This window comes from Empedobacter sp. UBA6305, assembly GCF_002440405.1.
In the GTDB taxonomy this organism is placed as follows: domain Bacteria; phylum Bacteroidota; class Bacteroidia; order Flavobacteriales; family Weeksellaceae; genus Empedobacter; species Empedobacter falsenii_B.
In genome coordinates this window covers 89,043-96,936 of sequence record NZ_DJTP01000008.1, presented here as the reverse complement: position 1 = coordinate 96,936, position 7,894 = coordinate 89,043, and the positions used below count along the sequence as shown (strand labels likewise).

Sequence of the window (7,894 nt, the reverse complement as noted above, 5' to 3'; positions counted from 1 at the left end):
AGAATTCTAGCTAAAATTACTACACAAACATTGAATCAGTACATTATTAAAATACACTTAAATCGAAATATTAATAATCTAAAAACTCAAATTATTTAAAATGCACAACGGGTACTGAATATAATAATGTAAAGTTATTTCTTTAAAGATGTTGGTAAATAAAAAAAATAGATCACTTTTTGGAATTCTTAAAAAAAAGTTAGAGTTTTGTCTAAAATGTTATAAAATATAAAACTATGAGGAGAAGATTAACATCTTTGGGCTTATTAGCTTTCCTAGGATTAGGAACAGTGGCTTTTGCTCAAGTAACGGGTGTAGTTAACGATGCTAACAATTTTCCAGAGTCAGACGTAGAGGTAACTGTAAAAGGGACTGATAAAGTTGCATATACTGACGAGAACGGAAATTTTAACATTGATGCTAAAGTAGGTGATACATTAGTGATCAATGGAAAAGAATTTAAAGTGACTTCTACTAATTTAGGAGCTTTGAAATATTCAGATGAAACTGCTTTAGAAGAGGTAGTTATTACAAGTATTTTCGATTCTCCTTCTAAATCAGGAGAAACAGTTGTGTCTGGTAAAAGTTTAGAAAATTTTAACCCTTCATTATCTGTTGATCAAATGTTAGGTGGAAAAGTTTCGGGATTAACTTCTCAAGCTCAGAATGGAGCGCCTGGAGCTACTTCTAATGTAACAATCCGTGGAGCTATGGGATTAGGTGGAGGTAATAAATCTCCATTATTTGTAGTGGATGGTACTTATATGTCAGTTACAGATATGAATACTATAAATCCACAAGATATTCAGGATGTTACTGTTTTGAAGGATGCTTCCCAATTAGCTATTTATGGTGCTAGAGGTGCAAATGGAGTTATTATAATCAAAACTAAAGGAGCTAAGAAAAATTCTAAATCATTTTCATATTCATCAAGAATTGGTTTTACTGAGATGATGAAACAAAATGATATGGATGTAATGAACTCAAGACAATTATTAGATTATCAAAATAGTTTATCCTCAATCAAAGGAGTAGCAGGTGGAGTGGCTAGAACACAAGCTCAGATTGATCAGTTAGCTCAGATTGATACAGATTGGAATGATTCATTTTTTAAGAACGGTTTAATAACATCTCATTATTTTAATATGGCTAGTAATATTGATGGAGATTCTCAATCTTTTTCAATTGGTTATGATAAAAATTCAGGAGCGGTTAACTATTACAAAGGTTTAGATAGAATTACAGGAACTCTTAATATTTCGTCTAAATTATCAGATAAAGCTAAATATGGAATTAATCTTAATGGGTCTTATCAAACATTAGATGAACCTAGAGATATTAATAACGGTCAAAATGCTTTTTACAGTGTTTTACAAAATAGACCATTTGCTAGTGTTTATAAGCTAGATAATGATGGAAATATCATATATAAAGCTAATGGAGATCCTACATTTAATCAATCTGTAAACGCTATGGGGTATAATGCATTAGATGAAATGTATTATACAAAGAATCAAACGAGAACGTTTAGATTATATGGTTCTGCATTTTTTGAATATGAACTAGCTAAAAATTTATTTGCTAGAACAACATTTGGAGCTACATACAGAAGATTACAATATGAAAATTTTACAGCTCCTTCTGCTAATTTAATGGCTATTTTAGGTTCTGGAGGATCGAAAAGTGATCAGAGTCTTGATAGGCTTGATTATAACTGGAGAAACGAGGTTAGTTATATAAAATCATTTAACAAACATAATATTAGAGCAACTATAGCTTCAGAGTATATTAATCAATCGAGCTATTCAATGTCTTTAAGTTCTCAAGGATTTCCTAATGATTATCAAGATGTACAAAGTTTAGCTACAACTAAATTACAGTCTTCAAATACTGCAAGATGGGCTGTGACTCGTTTTGGGTATTTAGGTTCTGTTAACTATGATTATGCAAGAAAATATTTTGTTGATGGTTATGTAAGAAGAGATGGAACTTCTTTAGCTGGATTAGATAATAAATATGGAACTTTTTGGGGAGCTTCTGTTGCTTGGGATATAGCAAAAGAAGACTTTTTAAGATCTAATAAATTTGTTAATAGTTTGATGTTGAAAGCATCTTATGGTGAAGTAGGAGATGATTCAGGTCTAGCAAGATATTCTAATTTGACTTTAATGTCTATGACTGGAACATATAATAGTCAAGGGATTGCTGCTCCATCTTTAAATATTGCAAATCCAAATACTACATGGGAAATTAATAAAAAATTAAATGTAGGATTAGATTTTGCTTTGCTTAATAGATCATTAACTGGTAATGTTTCGTATTTTAAAGATACACGTACAGATTTTTTATTTACTAAAGAGTTACCAAGAGAAACAGGTTCATTTACAACAACTATTAATGCTGGAGAATTAGTTTCTAGTGGGGTAGAGGTTGAGTTAAATTATGATATTATTAATAAGAAAGAGTATGGTTTAAGTGTATATGGTACTTTAACAAAAATGAAGTATAAAATAAATGACTTAAATGGTTTAGATGAATTAATAGTTTCTGGAACTGTTGAAGATATGAAACATATAAAAGGAGGAGCTCCGTATCAATTTTATATGGTGAAATTTGCAGGTATTAATAGAGATAATGGTAATGCGCAATACTATGATTTAGATGGGAATATAACTGAAACTTATGATGCAGGAGATGCAATAGCGACAGGTAAATCTCCTATGCCTACTTTAACAGGAGGTTTTGGATTAAATGCTAAGTTTTACGGATTTGATTTAAATGCAGATTTTGTTTTTAGTGCGGGAGGTTATACTTATAATAACACCTATCAAATATTAACTAGTCCTACAACAACTAATAATAAAGCTGTTCAAGCAAATGATTATTGGAGAAATCCAGGTGATCAAACAGAATTTCAACGTCCAACTTCAGCTGGATTTAGATATTCTACTCAATTCTTAGAGAAATCTGATTATTTAAACTTTAGAAGTTTATCTCTTGGATATACGTTTGACGAATTATTAAAAGGTACAGGTTTAAAAGGAGTTAGAATTTTTACACAAATACAAAACTTGGCTTTATGGACTAAATTCCATGGTAATCCTATTGCTGGGACTGCAAGTAGTGGATATGCTGTTCCTGGTGATTCTGGATTTATAGCAAACGCATATTCATTATTTTCATATCCAAATACAAGAACTTATTCATTAGGTTTAAATGTTAATTTCTAAAAAAAAAAGATGAAAAAAATTAAAATAACATTTTTAGCTTTATCATTATTATTATCATTTAATAGTTGTAGTGATGATGATATTATGCAAGATTCTCCTACAGGTACAGCTGTAGAGAATTTTTATCAAACTCCCGCAGATTTTACAAGAGCTATATTAGGAGTTTACCAAGGTTTTAAACAATCAGGGTACTATGCTGCATCTAACGGATCTTCAGACATAAATGTTTTAGGAGATATATTAGCAGATGATGTAATATTTAATACTAATGGTCGTCAGGCAAATAGGTTAGCGTCTACTCAATGGGAGTATGATGGAAATATGACTCCAACTTCAAAATATAATTCATCGTATAATATTATTATGCGAGCTAATTTAATTTTAGCTAATATAGATAATCTACCTGATGGAGATTTTAAACGTCAAATAAAAGGTGAAGCTTTAGCTTTAAGGGCATTGGTACATTTAGAGGTTGCAAGAACTTATGCTAAAATACCAACTCAAAGTGCAGATGCTTTAAGTTCGCAAGGGATACCATATATAGATAAATATATCCCTTTTGAATCTCCAGGTAGAGAAGAGAATGTTAAAGTAGTATATGATAAAATACTTAAAGATTTTACTGAAGCTTTAAGTAATTTAAACACAAGTACTGGTACTGATAGAATTAATAGTAATACTGTACAAGCGTTGTTAGCTAGAACTTATTTATACTTAGGGAATTATACTAAAGTGATTGAGTATGCGCAACCTGTTGTAAATAAGGTTAATCCTGTAGCTAAAGACCAATTGCTAAACATGTGGAAAGGTATAAATAGTAATGGAGTATTATTTGAAATTCCTTTTGTTTTAACAAATGATCCTGCAATTGGAGTTAGCTATAGTCAAGGAACAAGCAATGCTAATATCAATATGGAATATTCTGTAGATAAAAGATTTTATGAGTTATTTAATCCAACTACAGAGCCTGAAAGAATGTCAGCTAGTGTGAAATTATTTAATCCAGATAATGCAAATGGAAAGCCTACAATTGCTGTTAATAAATATATTTCTGGAAATCCAGCTACAAATATTCCAGGAGTAAATAATGGACGTTATTTGAGAGTTGAAGAAACTATCTTAGATTTAGCTGAAGCACAATATTTATCTGGTGATCAAGGAGGGGCTTTAGCAACATTAAATAAATTAAGAAACAATAGATATTCTTCTTATGCAGGAGGGGAAACTGGAGTAGCTATATTTGATGCAATTATTCTGGAAAGACGTAAGGAACTGGCTTTTGAAACTGGTGATAGATGGTTTACATTAAAAAGATTGCAAAATGTAAATGTACCTGCGCAATATAAAAATGGTATTCAAAGATCAGGAAATGGTTTTTATGCTGATGGAAGTGGAAGTGTTCCTGTTGGACAAACTTTAACACCTACTAGTCATAAATGGCAATTGCCTATTGATCAAGGAACAATCAATAGAAATCCTAATATGACCCAAACGTCAGGATATTAATTTAAGTAATAAAAAAGACTATCTTTTTAAGATAGTCTTTTTTTTATTGACATAATATTTGTAAATTCAATTAAATATAATTTGAATTATGAAAATTAAATATAGTATTATTTTTTTATTTTTTATATGCTATGTAAACGGTCAAGTTAATCTCGACCCATTGACAGTAGGTGTTTCTCAAGGTAGCCATAGAATTCAATTATCTAAAATTGATTTGTCAATAAAAGGTAATCCTTATTTAAAGGATGGACTTTCACCATTTACTATAGAAGGTGCTAATTCTAATGTAAAGTTATTGCGTTATAATCACTACTCTGATGAAATGGAGTATCTAAACGAGAATGTTTCTTATGACTTAGATAAGCTGCAGAATATGATTATTACTTTTATAAATAGTAATAAAAAATTTATTTATATAGAGCATTATAAATTAGAAGATGGTAATTTAGAATCTGGTTTTTTACAAATACTTTCAGAAGGAAAAAATATTAACCTTTATAAAAAGGAAAAAGTAATTTTAAAAGAAATTTTACAAAAAGAAGATATAATGGATGTCGGAACATTAACGAAAGAATATACATCTGATAAGCCAATTTATTTTATGAATTTTAAGAATGATATTATTTTAATTCCTAACAAGAAAAAAGAATTTATTAATTTTTTTAAAGATGATAAGATAAAAGCATATATAAATAAAGAAAAAATTAATTCTACAAACGAATCTGATTTAATAAAATTAACAAAGTTTATAAATAAATAATATCAAAACCTCGAAGTTTACTTCGAGGTTTTTTTATTTTATAAACTCCCAAGCTCTAATTTCGGCCCAAGAATGTTTATTGTTTTCTAATGGAAAACCACAATGTCCACCATATTTTGGCATTTCGAAAGTGCAAAATGTATGATTTTTAAAACGTTCGATAGGATAACAATCTTTCCCTAAAAAAGGATCATTTGCAGCGTTGACAATCAAACATGGTGTTTTGATATGATCTAAAACAGTTGCAGGCGAAGCTTTGTGATAGTAATCTTCTTTGCTGCTATAACCATGCATTGGTGCAGTAAAATAATCATCAATTTCATCAAATGTTTTGATCTTATCAATCATTTTTTCATTCAGAACTCCTGGAAATTGTTTTGCTTTTATTTTAAATTTTGGAACTAAAGTGCGTTTGAAATTTTTAAAATAAATTGTATTCGGAAATATTTTCAATGTGTCAGCACATGATTTTAGAGAAATTGGTGCAGAAAAAACAACAGCAGATTTTATCTTGTTCGAAACTTCATAACCTCCAAGATAATTCAAAACCAAAGCACCACCCATCGAATAGCCAATCAAATAAACTTCTTGATAATTTTCTTTCAACGCTTTTTCTACAACTCTGTGTACATCATCAATTGATCCATGATGATACAAACGACAAGTGTCATTCATTTCGCCTCCACAAGAGCGATGATTCCAAGCCAGAATATTAAATCCTTTATCATAAAAATAATCTGAACACGAATTAAGATACGTTCGTTTCGAATCGCCTTCTAATCCGTGAAAAAGTATAACTAATTTGTCTTTATTTTCTTGAAATCGCCAATCCAAATTCAGAAAATCGCCATCATCGGTTTCCATTTTTTCTCTTGTGTAATCTGGAACAGGATATTTCTTGAATTTCGCTGGAATAATAGTAGAAAGATGCGCATTTCGATTGATGAAATTAGGTGTAGGGTAAGTAGAATGTTCGATGTAAGGCATTTAAAATATTTTTACGTCAACTAAAAAATCCTTTTTAATTTCTTCATTTATATTAGCTAGAATCTTTGATTTTCCCATCAATAATTCTTGTCGCATCGCAGGAGAATTAATTTTTACATACAAAACTCTTTGTCTTACTTCAACTCGGTCCGTATATTTCTCGAAAAATTTTCCCATTACCGTTTGCCAAGCCTCTTCTGCTTTGACTTCCCAAATCAATTCTTCTTTTCCACTTTGTTTAATGAAATGCTCCAAAGCTTGACCAAGCGTTTGCTGATTACTTCTTTTTTCGTACTTTTTCATAAACGGAAAACTTTACTTTCAGAATTAATTTGTTTAATGATTTGCTCTGTTCTTTCGGGATGTGTATCGGTAATAAAGATTTGTCCAAAACGTTCTTCGTTCACTAATTTAATCAGTTGTGTTACACGGTGTTCATCCAATTTGTCAAAAATATCGTCCAATAATAATAATGGAGTGATGTTTAATGAAGATTTGATAACTTCTAATTGGGCTAATTTCAATGCAATTAAATACGATTTTTGTTGACCTTGCGAACCAAATTTCTTGATTGGATAATTGGTAATCGTAAACAATAAATCATCTTTATGTATTCCGGCTGTCGAATATTGCGTCGAACGATCTTTGTACAAAGCTTTTTTCAGAACCGTTTCAAAAGGTGCATCATTTAATTGCGAAACATATTCGATGTTCACTTTTTCTCGACCTTCTGAAATTTCATTGTAATATTTTAGGAAAGCTTCCAAAAAAGTTTGAATAAATTCTTTTCGAACTTCATGTATTTTCTTTCCTAAATGAATCAATTCTTCATCATAAATTTCCAAAGAAGTTGAATCAAATGTATTATTTGCAGCAAAGTATTTTAGCAAGGCATTTCGTTGAACTAAAACCTTGTTGTATCGCATCAAATCAGCTAAATATTGCTTATTCGATTGCGAAATAATATTATCCAAAAATTTGCGTCGAACTTCACTTCCTTCTTTGATTAAATCACTGTCATAAGGTGAAATCATCACTAAAGGATATTGACCAATATGATCAGAAATACGATCATACGATTTAGAATTTCGTTTTAATTGTTTGGGCTGACCAGAACGAACCAAGCAAAAAATCACATCAGCAGATTCATTTCGATCAAAAGTACCTTCTAATGTAAAAAAATCACAATCAAACTGAATATTCATCGCATCCGAATGATTCAGATACGATTTACTTAAAGCCAAATAGTGAATAGCATCCAAAATATTGGTTTTGCCTTTTCCATTTTGTCCTACAAAAGCATTAATTTTTGGTGAAAATTCGAAATTATTTTCATCAAAATTCTTGAATTGTCGCGCTTTAAGTTCTTTCAAATACATAAAAGCAAAATTACGATATTAATTAAGATTTA

The 7,894-nt window shown here is 30.0% G+C and carries 6 protein-coding genes; 3 read left to right on the top strand and 3 right to left on the bottom strand.

The features are described 5' to 3' along the window. Nucleotides 1–236: 236 nt before the first annotated feature. The 3 genes from B3M86_RS02540 to B3M86_RS02530 all read left to right on the top strand — a co-directional run bounded on the left by B3M86_RS02540 (nucleotide 237) and on the right by B3M86_RS02530 (nucleotide 5,496). A complete protein-coding gene (locus tag B3M86_RS02540) occupies nucleotides 237–3,230 on the top strand; it encodes a SusC/RagA family TonB-linked outer membrane protein (RefSeq protein WP_291066653.1) in 2,994 nt (997 codons plus the stop codon). A gap of 9 nt (nucleotides 3,231–3,239) precedes the next feature. Next, nucleotides 3,240–4,736 carry a RagB/SusD family nutrient uptake outer membrane protein gene (locus B3M86_RS02535; RefSeq protein ID WP_291066651.1) on the top strand — a complete coding sequence of 499 codons (1,497 nt, stop codon included), beginning with the start codon at nucleotides 3,240–3,242 and terminating at the stop codon, nucleotides 4,734–4,736. Between the two features lie 88 nt (nucleotides 4,737–4,824). Further along, nucleotides 4,825–5,496 (top strand): hypothetical protein, encoded by a 672-nt coding sequence (locus tag B3M86_RS02530; protein ID WP_219033889.1) that lies wholly within the window; start codon nucleotides 4,825–4,827, stop codon nucleotides 5,494–5,496. 33 nt (nucleotides 5,497–5,529) lie between these two features. On the opposite strand, the gene B3M86_RS02525 is transcribed toward B3M86_RS02530, so the two are convergent. The 3 genes from B3M86_RS02525 to recF are packed head-to-tail and all read right to left on the bottom strand — an operon-like array spanning nucleotide 5,530 to nucleotide 7,862. Beyond that, a complete protein-coding gene (locus tag B3M86_RS02525; protein ID WP_291069142.1) occupies nucleotides 5,530–6,483 on the bottom strand; it encodes a YheT family hydrolase in 954 nt (317 codons plus the stop codon). After that, the gene (locus B3M86_RS02520) at nucleotides 6,484–6,786 is read right to left on the bottom strand and encodes a DUF721 domain-containing protein (protein WP_180905351.1); all 303 of its coding nucleotides are present in this window, start codon (nucleotides 6,784–6,786) and stop codon (nucleotides 6,484–6,486) included. Further along, nucleotides 6,783–7,862 (bottom strand): DNA replication/repair protein RecF, encoded by a 1,080-nt coding sequence (recF, locus tag B3M86_RS02515; RefSeq protein WP_280051184.1) that lies wholly within the window; start codon nucleotides 7,860–7,862, stop codon nucleotides 6,783–6,785. The genes B3M86_RS02520 and recF overlap by 4 nt, the downstream gene beginning before the upstream one ends. Nucleotides 7,863–7,894 lie beyond the last annotated feature (32 nt).

What these genes read in the sequence shown, in the direction of transcription:
- B3M86_RS02530 (WP_219033889.1), top strand. Translation starts at nt 4,825, where the DNA reads ATGAAAATTAAATATAGTATTATTTTTTTATTTTTTATATGCTATGTA.
- B3M86_RS02525 (WP_291069142.1), bottom strand. Translation starts at nt 6,483, where the DNA reads ATGCCTTACATCGAACATTCTACTTACCCTACACCTAATTTCATCAAT.
- recF (WP_280051184.1), bottom strand. Translation starts at nt 7,862, where the DNA reads ATGTATTTGAAAGAACTTAAAGCGCGACAATTCAAGAATTTTGATGAA.
- B3M86_RS02520 (WP_180905351.1), bottom strand. Translation starts at nt 6,786, where the DNA reads ATGAAAAAGTACGAAAAAAGAAGTAATCAGCAAACGCTTGGTCAAGCT.
- B3M86_RS02535 (WP_291066651.1), top strand. Translation starts at nt 3,240, where the DNA reads ATGAAAAAAATTAAAATAACATTTTTAGCTTTATCATTATTATTATCA.
- B3M86_RS02540 (WP_291066653.1), top strand. Translation starts at nt 237, where the DNA reads ATGAGGAGAAGATTAACATCTTTGGGCTTATTAGCTTTCCTAGGATTA.